The sequence below is a fragment of the Streptomyces chisholmiae genome, assembly GCF_031845445.1.
Taxonomy (GTDB): Bacteria; Actinomycetota; Actinomycetes; order Streptomycetales; family Streptomycetaceae; genus Streptomyces; species Streptomyces chisholmiae.
In genome coordinates this window covers 455308-474663 of record NZ_JAVREO010000001.1, presented here as the reverse complement: position 1 = coordinate 474663, position 19356 = coordinate 455308, and the positions used below count along the sequence as shown (strand labels likewise).

Sequence of the window (19356 nt, the reverse complement as noted above, 5' to 3'; positions counted from 1 at the left end):
GCGCTATTGGGCCAAACCTGGCGCTTTTCCTGCGACCGGCTGCCCGCCGGGTGGGCCACCGCGCTCCTGACGGGGCGGTGGCCCGCCCGGTCAGAGGGCGCGGCGGGTGGCGAGGGCCGGGTCGGTGGCCGCCGGGCCGCCGTCCTCATCGGTCTCCCCCGTGTCCCCGGCGGGGTCGTCCTGCTCGGGGCTCTCCGGATTCTCGGGGTCGGCGGGGTCCTCGGGGCTCTCCGGGTCCGGGCACTCCTGGCCGTCGTCCGGATCCTCGCCCTCCCCGGGCTCCTCGCCGTCGTCCGTCCCGCCGTCGCCCGACTCGTCCCCACCGGGCTGCTCCGGGTCCGTCGGCTCAGTCGGGTCCGCCGGCTCGTGGGGGTTCGCCGGCTCGTCCGGGGCTTCGGGGCTCTCGGGCGCCTCGGGGTCGTCCGGGTCCGGCTCGGCCTCCGGGTCCTCGGGGCACTGGGGCTCCCCCGGCTCCTCGGGCTCGCCAGGCTCTTCCCCCGGTTCCCCGGGCTCCTCCCCCGGCTCGCCAGGCTCCTCTCCCGGTTCCCCAGGCTCCTCCCCCGGCTCGCCAGGCTCCTCCCCCGGTTCCCCAGGCTCCTCCCCCGGCCGCTCCGGCCCTTCGCCCGCCTCGTCCGGATCCGTGGGGCGGACCTCGCCGTCGGACTCGGCCGGGGGGCGGGGGGCCGGGTCGGCCGGGGTGGCCGGGGTGCGGTCGGGCCGCTTCCCTCGGTCGGCCGGAACGTCGACCGGCTCGTCCGGCCGGCCCGGGCCGGGGCTGTTCGGCAGCGATCCCTCGCCGTCCGGGACCTCGTGGGCGCCCTCCCGGTAGTACTCCAGCCAGGAGCGGACCGTGTGGACGTAGTCCCAGGACCGGTTGTAGCTCAACAGCGCCTGGTCGAGGTCGTCGGAGTCGGAGAGGTCCCGGCCGCCGGCGCAGAGGTAGTTCCCCGCGGCCAGGGCGGCGTCGTAGATGTTGTTCGGGTCCATGACGCCGTCGCCGTTGGCATCGGCGCCCCAACTGGCCCAGGTGGAGGGGATGAACTGCATGGGGCCGACCGCGCGGTCGTAGCGGGTGTCGCCGTCGAAGGCACCGCCGTCGGTGTCCGAGATGTTGGCGAAGCCGTCGCCGTTGAGCACCGGGCCCAGGATGGGGTTGATCGTGGTGCCGTCCGCCGTGACGTCACCGCCCCTGGCGTGGCCGGACTCGACCTTGCCGATCGCGGCCAGCACCTGCCACTCCAGCCGGCAGTCCGGCGTGGTCTCCCGAAGCCGCGCCTCGGCCTGGCGGTACGCGTCCAGCACGGTGGCGGGGATGCCCGCCTCGTCCTCCAGCGGGGCGCCGCCCTGGCCGTCCTCGACGCCGTCCTCGTCGGGCTGGACGGTGTCCAGGGGCGGCAGGTCCGTGTGGTAGGGCGGCTCGACGACCGGCTCGGGCTCCTCCGCCGGCCGCTCGGCCGCGGAGCGCTCGGCCGGCTCGGCCGGCGCGCTGTCCTGGCTGAAGATGTCCGAGGACTGCGAGGCCGTCAGCGCCGCCATCGCGGCGGCGGCCACCGCCGAACCCGAGACACCCCTGCGAATCCTGCTGATGCGCAACCCCACGCTGGTTTCCCCTCGTTGACACTCCCCCGTGACCGACGACCGTACGACACGGTTGGTTCCCGGGGCCAGAACGCCGGACGAGGTCCCCGTGACGACGCGGGGAACGGCGCGGGGGCGCGCCGGGCCGCCCGTCAGTGCGCCGCGGCCTCCCAACTCGCGCCGGCGCCGACCGACACGTCCAGCGGCGCGCGCAGCTGAACCGCGCCGGCCATCTCACGCCGGACCAACTCCTCGACCCGGGCCCGCTCGCCGGGCGCGACCTCCAGCACGATCTCGTCGTGGACCTGGAGCAGCATCCGGCTGTCGAGCCGCTCGCGGGTGAGCGCCTCGGCCACCCGGAGCATGGCGACCTTCACGATGTCCGCCGCGGTGCCCTGGATCGGGGCGTTGAGCGCCATCCGCTCGGCCATCTCCCGGCGCTGCCGGTTGGAGCTGGTGAGGTCCGGGAGGTAGCGGCGGCGGCCCATCAGGGTCTGGGTGTACCCGACGATCCTGGCCTCCTCGACCACCCGGTGCAGGTAGTCGCGCACCCCGCCGAAGCGCTCGAAGTAGGTGTCCATCAGCTTGCGCGCCTCGTCCGGGGCGATGGCCAGCTGCTGGGAGAGGCCGAAGGCGGACAGGCCGTAGGCCAGGCCGTAGCTCATGGCCTTGATCTTGCGGCGCATCTCGGCGTCCACGCCGTCCTTCTCCACGGAGAAGACCTGGGAGGCGACCGTGGTGTGCAGGTCCTCGCCGGAGGTGAAGGCCTCGATCAGGCCGGCGTCCTCGGAGAGGTGCGCCATCACCCGCAGCTCGATCTGGCTGTAGTCGGCGGTCAGCAGCGTCTCGTACCCCGAGCCGACCACGAAGCCGCCCCGGATGGCGCGGCCCTCGTCCGTGCGGACCGGGATGTTCTGGAGGTTGGGGTCGGTGGAGGACAGGCGGCCGGTGGCGGCGACGGTCTGCTGGAAGGTGGTGTGGATCCGGCCGTCGGCCGCGATGGTCTTGATCAGCCCCTCGACCGTGGTCCTGAGCCGGGCCTGCTCGCGGTGGCGCAGCATGATCACCGGCAGCTCGTGCTCGGTCTGGCCGGCGAGCCAGAGCAGGGCGTCGGCGTCCGTGGTGTAGCCGGTCTTGGTCTTCTTCGTCTTGGGCAGGCCCAGCTCGCCGAAGAAGACCTCCTGGAGCTGCTTGGGCGAGCCGAGATTGAACTCGTGGCCCACGGAGGCGTGCGCCTCGCTGACGGCCTGCCGCACGGCGACGGCGAACTGCTCCTCCAGGGCCGCGAGATGGGCCCGGTCGGCGGCGATGCCGGCGCGCTCCATCTGGGCGAGCAGGGCGGAGACGGGCAGCTCCAGGTCGGTGAGCAGCTCGGCGGCGCCGACCTCGGCGAGCCGGCCGACGAACAGCTCGCCCAGGTCGAGGATGGTGCGGGCCTGCCGCATCAGGGTCTCGGCCTCGGCCGTGTCGTCCGCGCCGAAGGCCAGCTGACCGTTCTCCTCGGCGGGGGCGGCCAGCTCGCGGCCGAGGAACTCCACGCTCAGCCCGTCCAGGGCGAAGGAGCGGCGGCCCGGCTGGACCAGGTAGGCGGCGAGCGCGGTGTCCATCGTGACGCCCTCGACCCGCCAGCCGTGCTCGGCGAAGACCCGGAAGACCTCCTTGGCGCCGTGCAGCACCTTGGGCCGCTCGGCGTCGGCCGCCCAGGCGGCGAAGGCCGCCTCGTCCTCGGCGGTCAGCGCCGCCGGCTCGAACCAGGCGGCCGGCCCGTCGGCCGCCGCCAGCGCCACCGCGGCGACGTTGCCGGCGCCCAGCTGCCAGCTGTCCAGCGTGGCCAGGCCCAGCGGGGCTCCGGCGCGGGCCGCCAGCCAGGGGGCGAGGGCGCCGTCGGCGAGCACCTCGGCGTCGATCTCCACGCCGGCGGCGACCGCCACCTCACTCTCCTCGGCGCCCGGGTCGACCGCGAAGAGGCGCTCCCTGAGGTTGGCGTTGCGGAACTCCAGGGCGTCCAACAGGCCGGTGACGGCGGCCACGTCGTAGGGCTCGCGGGCCAACTCGGCCGGCCCGCGGCCCAGCTCGACCTCGCGGTCCAGCTCGGTCAGCACCCGGTTGAGCTGGACGGCGGCCACGTGGTCCCGGAAGTTCTGCCCGGCCTTGCCCTTGACCTCGTCGGCGCGGGCCACCAGGTCGTCGAGCGAGCCGAACTGGTTGATCCACTTGGCGGCCGTCTTCTCGCCGACGCCGGGGATGCCCGGCAGGTTGTCCGACGGGTCGCCGCGCAGCGCCGCGAAGTCCGGGTAACGGGCCGGCGGCAGGCCGTACTTCTCCAGGACCTTCTCCGGGGTGAAGCGGGTCAGCTCGGAGACGCCCTTGGTCGGGTAGAGGACCGTGATCTGTTCGCTGACCAGCTGGAAGGCGTCCCGGTCGCCGGTGACGATGGAGACCTGGAAGCCCTCGCCCGCGGCCTGGGTCGCGAGGGTGGCGATGATGTCGTCGGCCTCGAAGCCGGCGACGGCGAAGCGCGGCACCCGCATCGCGTCCAGCAGCTCGCCGATCAGCTCCACCTGGCCCTTGAACTCGTCGGGCGTGGCGGATCGGGTGGCCTTGTACTCCGCGTACCGGTCGGAGCGCCAGGTCTTGCGGGAGACGTCGAAGGCGACGGCGAGATGGGTGGGCGCCTCGTCACGCAGGGTGTTGGCCAGCATCGAGGTGAACCCGTAGATCGCGTTGGTCGGCTGGCCGACCGCGGTACTGAAGTTCTCCGCTGGGAGGGCGAAGAAGGCGCGGTACGCCAGGGAGTGCCCGTCCAGCAGGAGCAGGCGGGGCGTCTGGGTGCTCTGCGATGCGTTCTCAACCACGTCGCCGATCCTCCCACGGACCACTGACAGTCCCGGTCGGCCGTGCGACGATCGGCGCAGCGGAGGTCCCCGGCGCCGGCCGTGTCCGGCGGGCCGCCCGCGCAGCCGCCCCCAGCAGAGTCGAGGATGACAGCCATGGCAGCGAAGCCGCCCGCCGACGATCCGGCCCAGGACGCCCCCGAGATCGGCGCCCCCCAGCACGCGGCGGCTGGGCTGCCGGCCGTCGGGCACACGCTCCGGATGGCCGGCCGGCAGATGGGGGTGCGGCGCACCGCGTTGACGCTGCTGCGGGTGAACCAGCCGGACGGCTTCGACTGTCCGGGCTGCGCCTGGCCGGAGCCGGCGAAGCCGCACCGGGCGGAGTTCTGCGAGAACGGCGCCAAGGCGGTCGCCGAGGAGGCGACGCTGCGCCGGGTGACGCCGGCGTTCTTCGCCGAGCACCCACTGGCCGAGCTGGCCGAGCGCTCCGGCTACTGGTTGGGGCAGCAGGGCCGGCTGACCGAGCCGATGTACCTGGCCGAGGGGGACACCCACTACCGGCCGATCGGCTGGGACGCGGCGTTCGACCTGGTCGCCGAGGAGCTGGCGGCGCTGGACTCGCCGGACGAGGCGGTCTTCTACACCTCGGGGCGGACCAGCAACGAGGCGGCCTTCCTCTACCAGCTGTTCGCGCGGGAGTTCGGCACCAACAACCTGCCCGACTGCTCCAACCTGTGCCACGAGTCCTCGGGCGCCGCGCTGACCGAGACCCTGGGGGTGGGCAAGGGCAGCGTGCTGCTGGAGGACCTGTACCGGGCGGAGCTGATCATCGTGGCCGGGCAGAACCCGGGCACCAACCATCCGCGGATGCTGACCGCGCTGGAGCGGGCCAAGGCGGCGGGGGCGCGGATCATCACGGTCAACCCGCTGCCGGAGGCGGGGCTTGAGCGGTTCCGGAACCCGCAGACGGCGCGCGGGCTGGTCGGCGGCGGTACGCCGCTGACCGATCTCTTCCTCCAGGTACGGATCGGCGGCGACCAGGCGCTGTTCCGGATGCTCAACCGGCTGGTCATCGAGCGCGAGGGCGCCGTGGACCGGGAGTTCGTGGCGGCGCACACGCACGGCTTCGCGGAGTTCGAGGCCGCGGCGCGGCGGGCCGACTGGGCGGAGACGCTGGCCGCGACCGGGCTGACCCGGGCGGAGATCGAGCGGGCGCTGGAGATGACGCTGAACGCGCGGAGCGTGGTGGTGTGCTGGGCGATGGGGCTCACCCAGCACCGCCACGCGGTCCCGACCATCAAGGAGGTGGTCAACTTCCTGCTGTTGCGCGGCAACATCGGTCGCCCGGGCGCGGGGGTCTGCCCGGTGCGCGGGCACAGCAACGTGCAGGGCGACCGGACGATGGGCATCGTGGAACGGCCGGACGCGGCGTTCCTGGACGCGCTGCGGCGGGAGTTCGGCTTCGAGCCGCCGCGGCACCACGGGTTCGACGTGGTGAACGCGATCCGGGCGCTGCGGGACGGCGCGGCCCGGGTGTTCTTCGCGATGGGCGGCAACTTCGTGGCGGCCAGCCCCGACACCGAGGTGACCGAACGGGCGATGCGGCGCGCCAGGTTGACGGTGCACGTCTCCACCAAGCTGAACCGGTCGCACTGCGTGACCGGGGCGCGGGCGCTGATCCTGCCCACCCTGGGCCGCACCGAGCGGGACGTCCAGGCGGGCGGCGAGCAGTTCGTCACGGTGGAGGACTCGATGGGCGTGGTGCACGCCTCCCGGGGGCGGCTGCGGCCGGCGAGCGAGGCGTTGCTCTCGGAGCCGGCGATCGTCTGCCGGCTGGCCCGCCGGGTGCTCGGCGCGGGCAGCGGCACGCCGTGGGAGGAGTTCGCCGGCGACTACGCGCGGATCAGGGAGCGGATCGCCCGGGTGGTGCCGGGCTTCGAGGACTTCGAGGCCCGGGTGGCCGGGCCGCGGGGCTTCACCCTGCCGCACGCGCCGCGGGACGAGCGCCGCTTCCCCACCGCCACCGGCCGGGCGAACTTTTCGGCCGACGAGGTCAGTTACCCCCGGGTGCCGGCCGGCCGGCTGCTGCTCCAGACGCTGCGCTCACACGACCAGTACAACACCACCATCTACGGCCTGGACGACCGCTACCGGGGGATCACCGGCGGCCGGCGGGTGGTGCTGGTGCGGCCGGCGGACGCGGCCGCGCTGGGCCTCGCGGACGGCCAGCTGGTGGATCTCACCAGCGAGTGGACCGACGGCACCGAACGGGTCGCGGCCGGCTTCCGGTTGACGCACTACCCGACGGCGCCGGGCTGCGCGGCGGCCTACTACCCGGAGACCAACGTGCTGGTGCCGTTGGACGCCACGGCGGAGACCAGCAACACCCCGGTGAGCAAGTCGGTGGTGATCCGGCTCACCCCGGCCGCCGGCTGTCAGTGAGAGCTGATAGAACGTCCGCCATGGGAGAAACCAGCGACAACGCGGTCACCGCGTTCCCTCCCCAGGTCATCGACGAGTGGGCGGGCCTCGGCATCGATCTGCCGACCCTCTTCTCGGCCGGGGACCTGGGCACCAGGATGGGGCTCCGGATCAGCGAGGCCAGCCCCGAACGGGTGGTGGGCACGCTGCCGGTGGCCGGCAACACCCAGCCGTACGGGCTGCTGCACGGCGGGGCCTCGGCGGTGCTCGCCGAGACCCTGGGCTCGGTGGGGGCGATGCTGCACGGGGGCCCCCACAAGATAGCGATGGGCGTGGACCTCAACTGCACGCACCACCGGCCGGTGCGCACCGGCACCATCACCGGCGTCGCCACCCCGGCGCACGCGGGACGGACCTCGGCCAGCTACGAGGTGGTGATCACCGACGACCGGGGCAAGCGGGTCTGCACCGCGCGGCTCACCTGCGCGCTGCGGCCGGCGGCCCAGCAGACCGGCGCACCCCAACAGACCGGCGGCCAGCAGCCGGCCGAGCCGGCCTGATCCCCGGCCTCCCCGCCCTCCCCCGGACGGGCGGACGGGCGGACGGGCGGCGGTGCCCCTCGGTCAGTCCGCTTCCCGGGCGTGGCGGCCGACACGCGACGGCGGGCGGTGACCGACGCGGGGTCGGTCACCGCCCGCCGTACGCGGTACGGGGTGAGCCGGTGGCTACTCGACGGTCTCGCCGAGGTAGGCGGCGCGCACCCGGGGGTCGGAGAGCAGCGCGCTGGCCTCGTCGGACATCACCACCGAGCCGGTCTCCAACACATAGCCGTAGTTCGCCAGTTGCAGCGCCTGGGAGGCGTTCTGCTCCACCAGCAGCAGGGTGGTGCCCTGCTCGTTGATCTCCTTGAGGATCTCGAAGATCTGCTGGACGATCAGCGGCGCCAGCCCCATCGACGGCTCGTCGAGCAGCAGCAGCTCCGGCTTGCCCATCAGGGCCCGGCCGATGGCCAGCATCTGCTGCTCACCGCCGGAGAGCGTGCCGGCGATCTGCTTGCGCCGCTCGGCCAGCCGGGGGAAGAGGGTGAAGACCCGGTCCAGGTCGGCGGGGTCGGGCCGGCGCAGCCGGTACGCCCCCATCTTGAGGTTCTCCAGGATGGTCATCCGGGCGAACACCCGGCGCCCTTCCGGGACATGGCCGATCCCGAAGCGCACCAGCTCGTGCGACTTGATGCCGTCCACCCGCTCGCCACGCAGCAGCACGGCGCCGGAGCGCGGCGCCAGCATGCCGGAGGCGGCCTTGAGGGTGGTCGACTTGCCGGCGCCGTTGGCGCCCAGCAGGGCCACCACCTGCCCCTCGGCGACCGACAGGCTGACGCCCTTGAGCGCCCCGATGGCGCCGTAGGAGACGTGCAGGTCCCGCAGTTCCAGCAGCGGGGTGGGCCCGTCCGGCGTGCCGTCGCCGGCCAGGGCCTCCTTCTCCAGGTCGGTGCTCACCCTCGGTCCTCCTCACCCGCGGTGCCGGAGGGCCGGCCGTCCTCGCTGGTCGCGCTGGTATCCCCGGTCCCGCTCGGTTCGCCGTCCCCGGCGGCCCGCTCGGCGGCGGCCTCGACGGCCGCCTCCTCCTGGACCCGGGCGGCCTCGGCGTGTTCGGCCTGCTCCGCCACGAGTTCGGCGATGTCCGCCGACTCCTCCTCGCTGGCGACCCCGAGGTAGGCCTCGATCACCGCCGGGTCCTGCTGGACCTGGCCCGGGGTGCCCTCGGCGATCTTCTTGCCGAAGTTGAGCACCACGACCCGGTCGGCGACGGACATCACCAGCCGCATGTCGTGCTCGATCAGCAGCACGCTCACGTTCCGCTCGCTGTTGATCCGCCGGATCAGCAGCTCCAGGTCGTGCTTCTCGGTCGGGTTGGTGCCGGCCGCCGGCTCGTCGAGGAGCAGCAGCTCGGGCTCGGTGCCGAGCGCCCTGGCTATCTCCAGCCGCCGCTGCTCGCCGTAACTGAGCGAGGAGGCCAGCTCGTTGATCCGGTGGTCCAGGCCGACGAAGGAGAGCACCTCGTGGGCCCTCCGGTCGCTCTCCCGCTCGTCCCGCCGGGCGTTGGGCAGCCCCAGCATGATCGAGATGGGGTCGGTCTTCTGCCGGGTCTCCACCGCGATCTTGACGTTCTCCAGCACGGTGAGCGCGCCGAAGAGCCGGATGTTCTGGAACGTCCTGGCCACGCCGAGCCGGCTGACCTTGTGCGGCTTGCAGCCCCGCAGCTCGTGCTGCGTCCCGCCGGTGGGCCGGAACGCGATCTGCCCCTCCTGCGGGACGTAGGCGCCGGTCAGCGAGTTGAACAGGGAGGTCTTGCCCGCCCCGTTGGGGCCGATGACGGCGAGGATCTCGCCCCGGCCGACGCGGAGTTCCACGTTGTCGAGGCTGGTCAGCCCGCCGAAGCGGAGCGTCACCCCGGTGGCGTGCAGCACGTCGGGCGACAGCTCGGCGGCCGGTCCGGTGGTCTTCTTGGTGGTCTTGGTCGTCATCCCTGCGCACCTCCCGGCTGCGCGCCCAGGGCGTCGGCCGAACCGGTGCCCTCCTGGGTCATCCGCAGCTCCCGCTGCCTACGCCGCGAGGGCCACAGGCCCTGCGGCCGGTAGATCATCATGACCACCAGCAGACCGCCCAGATACATGTAGCGGTCCTGCGGGTCGACGGTGTCCCTGAGGTACTCGGGCAGCCACACCAGGATGGCGGTGCCGAGCAGCACGCCGGGGATGGAGCCCATCCCGCCGAAGACCACGTAGGAGAGCGCCAGCACCGACAGCAGCACCAGGAACATCTCGGAGTTGATGAAGCCGAGCTTGCTGGCGTAGATCACCCCGGCGATGCCGGAGGTGGAGGCGCCGATGGCGAAGGCCAGCAGCTTGAAGCGGACGGTGTCCACGCCGGTGGAGGCGGCGGCCACCTCGTCCTCCCTGATCGCCGTCCAGGCGCGGCCGACCCGGGAGTGCTCCAGCCGGATGAAGAGGAACAACACGCCGACGATGAAGGCGAGTTGCAGCCAGTAGTAGGGCGCGGGATCGAGCCCCCACTCGTAGGACCAGAAGCCCAGGTCGATGGAGAACCGGTCCGATGAGGCGCCCCGGGTGCCGCCGGTGAAGTCGGTCCAGTTCTTGGCCGTCAGGTAGACGATCTCGTGGAAGCCGAGGGTCACGATGGCCAGGTAGTCGCCGCGCAGCCGGAGCGTCGGGGCGCCCAGCAGCACGCCGGCGATCAGGCAGGTGAGCACCGCGACCGGGATCACCAGGAAGTTGTTCAGCTCGACCGGCGGCTCGACCGGCAGACCGCCGGTCCAGAACGCCGCGCTGTAGGCGCCGATGGCGAAGAACGCGATGAAGCCGAGGTCCAGCATGCCGGCCCAGCCGACCACCACGTTCAGGCCGATGGCCACCAGCAGGAACATGCCGATCTGGTCGACCATCACCTGCTGCCAGAAGGTGCTGACCAGCAGCGGCAGCACGATCAGCAGGCCCAGCAGGGCGGCCAGCCCGCCCCAGCGGTAGTAGCGCTCCGTGCGGAACAGCTCGGAGAGCAGCCGGGTCGCGCGGGCGACCAGCGCCGGGCCCCACAGGTGCAGGCGCCCGAGCCGGAAGCCGTCGTCCGGCCGCAGCTCGGCCGGCCTGCTCGCGGGCTTGGCCGCCTCCTCCTTGATGCGGGCCACCCCGGCGCGCACCGGGGCGTGCAGGAACTCCCGCACCGCCCAGATGGCCAGGAAGATGCCCAGCCAGATCCACAGGCCGGAGCCGGTGAAGTTCTCCTTCAGCGCGTAGAAGAGGTCCCCACGGGCCCCCTGCTCGCCGGTCACCTGGGCCAGCACGACCGCGGTGAACAACATCGCCACCAGGCGCTTCCAGCGGGCCTGTTGGTACCAGGCCTGCTTCCTCAGCCGAGCCGCGGACGGCGTCTTGGCCGGGGTGTCCTTGAGACTCATGCTGCCCTCCCCACACGCTCGCCGAGCAGACCGGTCGGCCGGAACATCAACACCAGGACCAGGACGGCGAAGGCGCCCACGTAGCGCCAGGCGTCGCTCCAGATCTCCACCGTGAACGCCTCGACGACGCCCAGCAGCAGGCCGCCGAGGACCGCGCCGCGGACGTTGCCGATGCCGCCGAGCACGGCGGCGGCGAACGCGGTGATGCCGGGCAGGAAGCCCATCGTGTACTCGACCTGGAGGTTGGTGCCGAAGAGGAAGCCGGCCACGCCACCGAGCAGACCGCCCAGCACGAAGGTGCGGGAGACCACCTTGTCGATGTCCACGCCCATCAGCGAGGCGACTTCAGGGTCCTGGGCGACGGCCCGGATGCCGGCCCCCAGCTTGGTCCGGTTCACGATCACGTCGACGGCGGCCAGCATCACCAGCGCGGTGCCGACGATGATCAGCTGGGTCACGCTGACCGAGGTGCCGAAGACCGTGAACACGGTCTTGTTCTCGTACATGGTCGGCATCGCGATGGGATAGCGACCGAAGAGCTTGCCCGCCAGGTTGTACAGGAAGAACGAGGCGCCGATCGCCGTGATCAGGAAGACCAGGCGCGGCGCGTTCCGTCTCCGCAGTGGGCGGTAGGCGGCCTTCTCCAGGCCGAAGGCGATCGTGCCACCCAACATGGCGCCGGCGAGTACGCCGAGCAGGACGTACAGCACGGACTGCATACCGGAGGGGTCAACGGCCGGCTCCACGATGGTGAGCGCGATGACGCCGCCGAACCCGCCGGCCATGAAGACCTCGCTGTGCGCGAAGTTCAGGAGTTGCAGGACACCGTAGACCAGCGTGTAACCGATGGCGATGACGGCGTAGAGCGAGCCGAGCACCAGGCCGAGGACGAGTACGTCCCAGCCGTCGGAAAGGGACATGGACGAAACTTCCTTGTGGGAACGAGCGGCGGGGGGAGGTCGAGGAGGGTGGGGCGGGCGCGGTCCGGCCCGCCCCACCGTGGTCCTCGCGGCGGGTCAGCCGCCGACCAGCTCCTCGACGTTGCCCACGTAGCCGCGGACCCCGTCCGCGACCTGGTAGAGGTAGATGCCCTCGTTCTCGAACTCACCGGTGTCGGTGAACGAGAAGGTCTTGGTCAGGCCCTCGTACTCGCCGCCGGCCAGCGCCTCGTAGACGGCCTGGCGGTTCACGTCGCCCTCCAGACCGGCGATGGCCTGGATGATCATGTTGGTGACGTCGTAGCTCTCCGCCGAGTAGGTGCCCGGCGCCTCGCCGAACTCCTCCTGGTAGCGGTCGGCGAAGTCCGCCGTGGCCTCCTCGGCGGTGGCGTCGGTGCAGGGGCAGGTGAGGTACCAGCCCTCGGCGGCGCCGCCGGCCAGGTTGATGAACTCGTCGTCGTTGGAGCCGTCACCGGAGATCCCGATGCCCTCGAAGCCACCCTCGGCGAGACGGCGGGCGAACGGGGCCAACGCCTCGTAGTAACCCGCGTAGATGAGGGCGTCCACGTCGGCGCTCGTCACGTTCCGCGCGGCGCTGCCGTAGTCGACGGTGTCGGCCGGCACGCTCTGCCGCTGGGCCTCGAGCCCGTTGGCGGCCAGCTCCTCCATCGCCACGTCGGCGAGGCCCTCGCCGTACGGGGTGACGTCGTCGATCACCATGACGGACTCCACGCCGTCCTGCTGGGCCAGCCACCTGGCCATCGCGCCGCCCTGGGCGTTGTCGTTGGGCACCGCGCGCAGGAAGGTCGGGAAACCCTCCTCCGTGATGGTCGGGTTGGTCGCCGAGGAGGAGACCGTGGCGAGCCCGGCCTGCCCGTAGAGCGGGGCGGCCACGAAGGTCGGGCCGGAGAACGCGGGGCCGACGACGGCCATCACGTCCTGGTCGTCGATCGCGGACTGGGCCGCCGCGGTCGCCTGACCCTCGGCGCCCTGGTCGTCCGCCGGCAGGTACTCGATGGTGAAGTCGTACTCGCCGCTGGCGTTGGCCTCGTTGATGGCGAGTTGCACGCCGTTCTGCATGTTCTCGCCGAGCGCGACGTTCGTCCCGGAGAGCGGCCCCTGGTAGGCGACCTTGTATGTGGTGCCGCCGCCACCGTCACCGCCGTCATCGTCGCTTCCGCAACCGGTGAGCAGCAACGCGCCGGCGGCCACCGGTATCGCCAGTCGCACGATGGTTTTGTTGAGCACTAGGAAAACCCCCTGGAACGAGCCCAGAACATGTGTCGGCACCGCACGACGTCCATGCACCACGCACACTGGTGCGGCGTGCAGCGGAATCTATTGCCCCGCAAGCTGCGCGAACACACTGCCGCAACAGATGTGATCGCCTCGTGACCTGCGGCACATGCCAGTAACAGAACACAACTGCCCGGTTAACGGACGTACCGGGCAGGGACGCTGGGTGACGACGTGACCACACGTGAAAACGGCGGCGCGCGCCGGAATTGTCCCGACGCGCGCCGCCCGAAGTACCGTTGCCCGGCTCGATCTCACGGGGTGTCGACCCCGGCCGGCGGCCGACTCACTTCGGCGGCTTCTGCCGCTTCTCCTCGGCGTCCTGAATGACCGCCTCGGCCACCTGCCGCATGGAGAGCCGGCGGTCCATCGAGGTCTTCTGGATCCACCGGAACGCCGCCGGCTCGGTCAGTCCGTACTGGGTCTGGAGCACGCTCTTGGCCCGGTCGACCAGCTTGCGGGTCTCCAGCCGCTGGGCCAGGTCGGCCACCTCGTCGGTCAGGCTGCGCAGCTGCTGGAAGCGGGAGACGGCGATCTCGATGGCCGGGACCACGTCGCTCTTGCTGAACGGCTTCACCAGGTAGGCCATGGCGCCCGCGTCCCTGGCCCGCTCGACCAGGTCGCGCTGGGAGAAGGCGGTCAGCATCAGCACCGGGGCGATGTTGTCAGCGGCGATCTTCTCGGCCGCCGAGATGCCGTCCATCACCGGCATCTTCACGTCCAGGATCACCAGGTCGGGGTTGTGCTCGCGGGCCAGCTCGACGGCCCGCTGGCCGTCCCCGGCCTCCCCCACGACGGTGTAGCCCTCCTCCTCCAGCATCTCCTTGAGGTCCAGGCGGATCAGCGCCTCGTCCTCGGCGATGACGACACGGGTGATGTTGGGCGGGACGTGGGCGCTCTCCGAGGTGACCGCCTCCTCGGGGACATCCGGCAGGGTGTCGCGCTCGTCAGGGACGTCGGGGGTGCTCACGTTGCTCCTTGGTTCTTCGCGGATCTCCGCACGCTGGGGCTACCCATGAGCCTACCTAGTCGCCAGCACTCGGCGAGAGCCGGTAGACTGCCGTGGCGCCGCCGGCCGGGTTGGTGGAATGGCATACACGGAGGTCTCAAACACCTCTGCCCGAAAGGGCTTGCGGGTTCGAATCCCGCACCCGGCACCCGATCCCCCCGCTTTCCGGGTTTCCCGCCACGGCCCCGCGCCTTTCCCCGAAATTCCTCCGCGCGCCTTTCGTGATCGCGCTCGTTTCTCCGCACGCTGTCCGTTTCCGGGGCCGACGTCCGTTTTCTGGCGGCCGCGGGTGGGTCGCGCCGCCCCGCGGCCGGTGCCCGATCGTGCCCGGCGCGCCCGGGTGCCGCCGGCCGCCCGGCACCATCCGGGCGCGCCGACCGGGGCGCCCACCCGGAGGCGGACACCCCGGGCCTCGGGCGGGCGCCGACCGCCCGGTCGGCCTCAGCGGGGCGCGTCGTCCTCGCCGACGTGGTGCACCCGGACCAGGTTGGTGGTGAACGGGGTCGCCGGCGGCGAGCCGGCCGTCATCACCACCACGTCGCCCATCCGGCAACGCCCGACCCGCAGCAGCTGATCGTCCATCACCGCCACCATCTCGTCGGTGGAGCGCACCGTCGGCACCAGGTGCGCCTCGACGCCCCAGCTCAGGCTGAGCTGCGCCTGGGTGGCCGGGTCGGGGGTGAACGCGAGCAGCGGGATCGGCGAACGGTAGCGGGAGAGCCGGCGCGCGGTGTCCCCGCTCTGAGTGAAGGCCACCAGCAGTCTGGCGTCCAGGAAGTCGCCGATGTCGGCGGCGGCCCTGGCCACCGCGCCGCCCTGGGTGCGCGGCTTCTCCTGGACCGTCAGCGGGGGCAGCCCCTCGGCCAGCAGCTCGGCCTCGGCCGCGCAGACGATGCGACTCATGGTGCGCACCGTCTCCACCGGGTAACGCCCCACGCTGGTCTCGCCGGAGAGCATCACCGCGTCCGCGCCGTCCAGCACCGCGTTGGCCACGTCGGACGCCTCGGCCCTGGTGGGCCGGGAGGCGTCGATCATGGAGTCGAGCATCTGGGTGGCCACGATCACCGGCTTGGCGTTCCGCTTGGCCAGCCGCACCGCGCGCTTCTGCACCAGCGGCACCGTCTCCAGCGGCACCTCGACGCCGAGGTCGCCGCGGGCCACCATGATCCCGTCGAAGGCGTCCACGATGTCCTGGAGGTTCTCCTCCGCCTGCGGCTTCTCGATCTTGGCGATCACCGGCAGGAAGCGGCCCTCGTCGGCCATCACCCGGTGCACGTCCTTGATGTCGTCGCCGGAGCGGACGAAGGAGAGCGCCACGATGTCCACGCCGGTGCGCAGCGCCCAGCGGAGGTCCTCGATGTCCTTGGCGGACAGGGCGGGCACGGAGACGGCCACCCCGGGGAGGTTGATGCCCTTGTGGTCGGAGACCAGACCGCCCTCGACCACCCGGGTGCGCACCTCGGGCCCGGCCACCTCGACGACCTCCAGCGTCACCCGGCCGTCGTCCACCAGGACGCGCTCACCGGGCGTGACGTCCTGGGCGAGACCGGCGTAGGTGGTGCCACACCGGCGGTGGTCACCGAGGACGTCCTCGGTGGTGATGGTGAATTCGTCGTCGCGTTCCAGCAGGACGGGCCCCTCCGCAAAGGAGCCGAGTCGGATCTTCGGGCCCTGGAGGTCGGCGAGAATTCCGATACTTCGACCACTTTCCCGAGCGGCCTGCCGCACCCGCTGGTAGCGCAACTCGTGTTCGCGGTGCGCGCCGTGGCTGAGGTTGAGCCTGGCCACGTCCATTCCGGCTGCTACCAGCTCGGCGATCCGTTCCGGGGAGTCGGTGGCAGGGCCCAGGGTACAAACGATTTTGGCTCGGCGCATGCCGTAACCCTAGGAGTTACCCGCCAGTACGAGGCTATCGGGAAGTGACGACGGGAAGGCGGGCTTTTCACAAGAGACCGACAATCAACAGAATGAGCGCAACGCCGCTCTTTTGAGCTTTCGCCGCCTTTTCGTTTCGTTTTCCCCGGCCGGGGCGCCGAGAGCCCGGGAAGCGGCGGGGAGCGCGGCGCGCCGCCGGCGATCACCGGCGGCCCCGAACAGCCCTGCCCCGCCGCCCTCCCGAGCAAACCGCGCGCGCCGGTCAGACGGTGATGCCCCGGGGCGGCGGCAGGGTGGTGGAGAACGGCTGGGGGTCGCGCCGCTCGTTCTCCGCGCCCTCGGTCAGCCGGGTGTGCGCCCGCACCCCGAAGGTGGTGAACGCGGACCGCTCCGGCAGCCGGTAACGGGCCTGCCCGGTCAGCGCGTTGACGATGCCGGCGGCCCGGTGCGCGATCAGCCCCAGGTCGGGGGCGCCCACGCCGTGGCTGTGCCGCTCGGCGTTGAGCACGAAGACGCTGCCGCCGATCGACGGGGAGAGCGCCAGCCGGTAGTCCTGGTCGATCACCGGCCGGCCGGCGGCGTCCCGCCGGAGGTCGCCGTCCAGGCTGGCCAGTACCGACTGGAGCGGGCGCTCGCGGTAACCGGTGGCCAGCACCACGGCGTTGGTGAGCAGCCGGCTGCGGCCGCCCTCCGGCTGGTGGTCCAGGTGCAGCTCCAGCTGGTGGGCGCCGACCCGGCCGGCGGTGCGCACCGCCACACCCGGGCTGAGCACCGCGTCCGGCCAACCGTCCGTGACCGTCCGCCGGTAGAGCTCGTCGTGGATGTCGCCCAGCGTCTCCTGGTCGACCGCCCGGTACAACTGCCACTGGTCGCGCAGCAGTTGGTCGCGCACCGACTCGGGCAGCTCGCGGAAGTAGCGGCTGTAGTCCGGGGTGAAGTGCTCCAGCCCGAGCTTGCTGTACTCCATCGGCGAGAAGGCCGGGCTGCGGCTGATCCAGTGCAGGCGTTCGCCGCCGGCCGGCCGGCGGCGCAGCAGGTCGAGGAAGACCTCCGCGCCCGACTGGCCGCCGCCGATCACCGTGATGTGCCCGGCGGCCAGCAGCCGCTCGCGGTGCTGGAGGTAGTCCGCCGAGTGGATCACCGGCGCGGTGGCCGTGGCGTCGATCAACGGGCGCAGCGGCTCCGGGACATGGGGCGCGGTGCCGATGCCCACGGCCAGGTTGCGGGCGTGCACCCGGGCGGTGGCCAGGCCGCCGCCGTCCGCGGCCAGCGGGGTGAGGTCGACGTCGAAGACCTCGTACTCGGCGTTCCACCTGACGGTGTCCACCCGGTGGTGGAAGTGCAGCGCGGGCAGCTGCTCGCTGACCCAGCGGCAGTAGTCGTCGTACTCGGCCCGCGGGCAGTGGAACCGCTCCGAGAAGTAGAACGGGAAGAGCCGACCCTGGTGCTTGAGGTAGTTGAGGAAGCTCCAGGGGTTGGTCGGGTCGGCCAGGCTCACCAGGTCGGCGAGGAAGGGCACCTGGAGGGTGGTGCCCTCGATCAACAGCCCGGGGTGCCAGCGGAAGTCGGGCCGTTGCTCGTACCAGGCGGCTCGCAGGTCCGGGTGGTCGTCCAGGAGCGCGGCCAGCGAGAGGTTGGCGGGCCCGATGCCCACCCCCACGAGGTCGAGGGGGTAGCGGGGGTCAGGGGCGGTCATCCGACGGCTTCCTTTGGTCGGGGAGGGAGGGACTCAGGAGCGAGGGGGTGGAGCGGAGCGCGGCACGACGGACCGCCGGCTGGGGCGCGGACCCGGACGCGGGGACCGGCAGGGGCGCTTCCGCCCGCTCCAGCACCAGCTTCAGCAGCGCCGTCAGGTCGCTCTCCAGCACCCGGGGGTTGAGCAGCGTCGCCTTGAGCCAGAGCCGGCGGTGGCCGGCGCCGTCCAGCGCCCAGGCCCGGCCGAGCACGGTGGCGCCGTCGTCGAGCAGCTGGCGGCGGATCGCCGCCACCCGCGCGTCGTCGGCGCCGGCCGGCCGGAAGAGCACGGTGCTGATGGCGGGCTCGGCGTGCAGCGTCAGCCGGGGCTCGTCGGCGACCAGCCGGGCCAGCCGTCGGGCGGCGGCCAGCACGTCGTCCAGCAGCGCGGCGAGGCCGGCCCGGCCCAGGGCGCGGAGGGTGACGGCGATCTTCAGCACGTCGGCGCGGCGCGTGGTGCGCAGCGAGCGGCCCAGCAGGTCGGGCAGGCCGGCCTCGGTGTCGTCGTCCGCGTTGAGGTAGTCGGCGCGGTGGGCCAGCGGTATCAGGGCCGTCCGGTCGGGAACGGTGAGCAGCCCGGCGGCGATCGGCTGCCAGCCGAGCTTGTGCAGGTCGAGGGTGACCGTCTCGGCCCGCTCGACGCCGGCCAGCAGCGTCCGGTGCCGGGGGCTCAGCAGCAGCGGGCCGCCGTAGGCCGCGTCCACGTGCAGGCTGGTCGGGCGGTGCCGGCGCTGCTCGGCGACCAGGTCGGCGAGCGCCGGCAGCGGGTCGATGGCGCCGCTGTCCGTGGTCCCCGCGGTGGCCACCACCAGGGCGTGCGCCCCGGGCGGCAGCCCCTCGACGGCGGCCCGCACCAGCGCCGGGTCCAACACCCCGTGCGGCGTGGGCACGTTGACCGGCGGGTGCAGGCCCAGCAGCCAGGTGGCGCGGGCGGTGCTGTGGTGGGCGTTGGCACCGCAGACCACCCGCAGTCGGGCCGAGTGTCGCTCCCTGGCGAGCAGCACGCCCAGGAGGTTGGACTCGGTGCCGCCGGTGGTGACCAACGCGTCGGGGGCCGGCCCCGACGGGTGGACCAGCGCGGCCAGCTCGGCGGTGACCTGGGCCTCCAGGGCGGAGGCCGCGGGCGCCTGGTCCCAGGAGTCCAGCGACGGGTTGAGCGCGCTGGCCGCCAGGTCGGCGGCGGCGGCCACGGCCAGCGGCGGGCAGTGCAGATGGGCGACGCAGTGCGGGTCGGCCGGGTCGGCCGCGCCACGCGCCAGCGCGTGCACCAGGGCGCCCAGCGCCTCGTGCGCGCCGGTGCCCTGGGCGGGCAGGATCGTTCCCCCGAACCGTGCCTCCGGGGCGTCCGGGCCGCCGGCCGGGAGCGGGCCGCAGCGCTCGGCCGCCCCGTCGGCCAGCGCGGTCAGCACCGTGTCCAGCAGGGGCCGCAGGCTGGCGGGGCCGGAACAGCCGCCGGCCAGCAGCGTGGGGTCGGGCGGGATGGGGGGAGGCATGGGCGGACTCTCCAACGGCGGGCGGGCGGGGATCGCGTGGACAGCCAAACGCTATGGGCTACTTCGTGCCCCACCCGCCACTTTGGCCCGCTTTCCCCCTATTGAGCGAAGCAGGCCAGCGCGCCACCCCGGGATGATGCTAAGGGGAACCTAACCACCGGCCGGCCGCCCGACCGGCCGGTGGCCCGCCCCGGTGACCGCCGGGG

13 protein-coding genes and 1 tRNA gene are annotated in these 19356 nt (G+C 72.7%); 3 read left to right on the top strand and 11 right to left on the bottom strand.

Features of this window, described 5'->3' with window-relative positions:
• Positions 1–90: 90 nt before the first annotated feature.
• Together RM844_RS02080 and polA are read right to left on the bottom strand one after the other, a co-directional pair.
• On the bottom strand, positions 91–1599 hold the full coding sequence (locus RM844_RS02080; RefSeq protein WP_311663955.1) for a lytic murein transglycosylase: 1509 nt from the start codon (positions 1597–1599) through the stop codon (positions 91–93).
• Between the two features lie 131 nt (positions 1600–1730).
• Positions 1731–4433: a DNA polymerase I gene (gene polA, locus RM844_RS02075; protein ID WP_311663953.1), complete on the bottom strand. Its 2703-nt coding sequence runs from the start codon at positions 4431–4433 to the stop codon at positions 1731–1733.
• 135 nt (positions 4434–4568) lie between these two features.
• On the opposite strand from polA, the gene RM844_RS02070 reads away from it, so the two are divergent.
• Positions 4569–6854 (top strand): FdhF/YdeP family oxidoreductase, encoded by a 2286-nt coding sequence (locus RM844_RS02070; protein WP_311663951.1) that lies wholly within the window; start codon positions 4569–4571, stop codon positions 6852–6854.
• Between the two features lie 20 nt (positions 6855–6874).
• Positions 6875–7393: a PaaI family thioesterase gene (locus tag RM844_RS02065; protein ID WP_311663949.1), complete on the top strand. Its 519-nt coding sequence runs from the start codon at positions 6875–6877 to the stop codon at positions 7391–7393.
• A 165-nt stretch (positions 7394–7558) separates the two neighbouring features.
• On the opposite strand, the gene RM844_RS02060 is transcribed toward RM844_RS02065, so the two are convergent.
• The 6 genes from RM844_RS02060 to RM844_RS02035 form a co-directional block, all read right to left on the bottom strand.
• A complete protein-coding gene (locus tag RM844_RS02060; protein ID WP_311664330.1) occupies positions 7559–8302 on the bottom strand; it encodes an ABC transporter ATP-binding protein in 744 nt (247 codons plus the stop codon).
• A gap of 23 nt (positions 8303–8325) precedes the next feature.
• Positions 8326–9357, bottom strand: coding sequence for an ABC transporter ATP-binding protein (locus RM844_RS02055; RefSeq protein WP_311663947.1), 1032 nt, complete (start codon positions 9355–9357; stop codon positions 8326–8328).
• Complete coding sequence (locus RM844_RS02050) at positions 9354–10805, bottom strand: branched-chain amino acid ABC transporter permease (protein WP_311663944.1); 1452 nt, start codon at positions 10803–10805, stop codon at positions 9354–9356. Before RM844_RS02050 ends, RM844_RS02055 begins: the two co-directional genes overlap by 4 nt.
• Positions 10802–11725 carry a branched-chain amino acid ABC transporter permease gene (locus RM844_RS02045; RefSeq protein WP_311663942.1) on the bottom strand — a complete coding sequence of 308 codons (924 nt, stop codon included), beginning with the start codon at positions 11723–11725 and terminating at the stop codon, positions 10802–10804. Before RM844_RS02045 ends, RM844_RS02050 begins: the two co-directional genes overlap by 4 nt.
• A 96-nt stretch (positions 11726–11821) precedes the next feature.
• Entirely contained in the window at positions 11822–12973 is a 1152-nt protein-coding gene (locus RM844_RS02040; protein WP_311663940.1) for a branched-chain amino acid ABC transporter substrate-binding protein, read from the bottom strand.
• A gap of 352 nt (positions 12974–13325) precedes the next feature.
• Positions 13326–13973 (bottom strand): ANTAR domain-containing response regulator, encoded by a 648-nt coding sequence (locus RM844_RS02035; protein ID WP_311664328.1) that lies wholly within the window; start codon positions 13971–13973, stop codon positions 13326–13328.
• 140 nt (positions 13974–14113) lie between these two features.
• Here RM844_RS02035 and RM844_RS02030 point away from each other — a divergent pair.
• Positions 14114–14196, top strand: a tRNA-Leu gene (locus RM844_RS02030).
• 293 nt (positions 14197–14489) lie between these two features.
• Here RM844_RS02030 and pyk read toward each other — a convergent pair.
• From pyk to RM844_RS02015, 3 genes are all read right to left on the bottom strand, one after another.
• Positions 14490–15923, bottom strand: coding sequence for a pyruvate kinase (gene pyk, locus RM844_RS02025; RefSeq protein ID WP_311663938.1), 1434 nt, complete (start codon positions 15921–15923; stop codon positions 14490–14492).
• A gap of 262 nt (positions 15924–16185) precedes the next feature.
• Positions 16186–17619 (bottom strand): lysine N(6)-hydroxylase/L-ornithine N(5)-oxygenase family protein, encoded by a 1434-nt coding sequence (locus tag RM844_RS02020; RefSeq protein WP_311663936.1) that lies wholly within the window; start codon positions 17617–17619, stop codon positions 16186–16188.
• Positions 17606–19150: a pyridoxal phosphate-dependent decarboxylase family protein gene (locus RM844_RS02015; protein ID WP_311663934.1), complete on the bottom strand. Its 1545-nt coding sequence runs from the start codon at positions 19148–19150 to the stop codon at positions 17606–17608. Before RM844_RS02015 ends, RM844_RS02020 begins: the two co-directional genes overlap by 14 nt.
• Positions 19151–19356: the final 206 nt, after the last annotated feature.